Source organism: Vibrio sp. Vb0667, assembly GCF_033391095.1.
In genome coordinates, this window is record NZ_JAWPOL010000175.1 from 1 (window position 1) to 1414 (window position 1414).

Here is a 1414-nt window from a genome sequence, read left to right on the forward strand (position 1 = left end):
GAGCTCTAGGTTTTCGATACGGATACCGAACGCATCTGCACGGTAGTAACCAGGCTCATTTGATAGCACCATGCCTTCAGTTAGCGGCACATCAATTTGTTTCTTCGAGATGCTTGCCGGACCTTCATGCACACTTAGGAAGTGACCTACACCGTGGCCAGTACCGTGGTCGTAGTCATAACCTTCCGCCCAAAGATGTTGGCGAGCCAATGTATCGATTTGGTAACCGCGAGTGCCTTTCGGGAAGCGGGCACGTGCCACACCGATATGACCTTTCAGCGCGAGAGTGAACTGCTTGATCATTTCTGCTGATGGCTGACCAATCGCGATGGTGCGTGTAATGTCGGTTGTGCCATCTAGGTACTGACCGCCTGAATCAACAAGGTAAAGTGTGTTCAGCTCTAGCTTACCTGGCTCAGGTTGGTTCTCATGATTGTAGTGACACATAGCAGCATTGCCGCCTGCCGCAGAAATGGTATCAAAGCTCAGATCCATCAGCGTTGGGTCTTCTTTACGGAATGCTTCTAGGCGATCAGCCAGTGTAGCTTCATCATGAAGATTGCCTGCAGCCACTTCGGCATCTAGCCAGCAAAGGAATTTGCTCATCGCTACACCGTCGCGGATATGACAGGCTTTCATGCCCGCAATCTCAACTTCGTTTTTCGCGGCTTTTGGCATTAAACATGGATCGGCTGCAGCAATAACCGATGCGCCTGCATTTTGCAGAACTAACTTAAACCATGCGTTACTGATTGCTGGGTCGAGCAATACCTTTTTACCAGACATGGCTTCAAGGCGAGATTGAAGTGCTTCTGGATGATGAACCGTCACACCAGTACCCACATGCGCTGCAAATTCAGCAGGTAAGCGAGCGGGATCTAGGAAGTACTCTACACTTGAGTCGGCATGAAGAATCAAGTGCGAGAGTAAAACTGGCAAACGCGATACATCCAAGCCACGTACATTCAATAGCCAACAAATAGAATCAAGCGCTGTGATGACTGCGCTGTCTGCACCGGCTTTTGCTACCAGTTGAGCGATCTCTTTACGCTTACTTTCGCTTGATTGACCAACGGCTTTTGTTGGCATGAGGCGAACGTCAGAAACCACTGGTGCAGGGCGGTCATGCCACAATTCATCAATTGGGTTGCTGGAGAGAATGTTTAGCTCAAGTTTTCCGGCCAGTTTTGCTTGTGCCATATCTAGCCAAGCCGAGCTGTGCATGCGAGGGTCGATAGCCACGGACGCATTTGCGGTTAGATTGTCTTGAATCCAATCCAATGCCGGTTCTTCAATTAGGTGGCGATATTCAAACAACTCGCTAGGAACTTGTTTGGTCACTTGCACTGTATAGCGACCATCAACAAAAATCGCGGCTTTGTCTTGTGTGATCACGGCTGCGCCTGCAGAGCCT

The 1414-nt window shown here is 49.7% G+C and carries 1 protein-coding gene; it reads right to left on the bottom strand.

The features are described from left to right. On the bottom strand, nucleotides 1-1414 hold a 1414-nt coding region (locus R8269_RS24400; RefSeq protein WP_318222797.1), incomplete at both ends, for an aminopeptidase P family protein.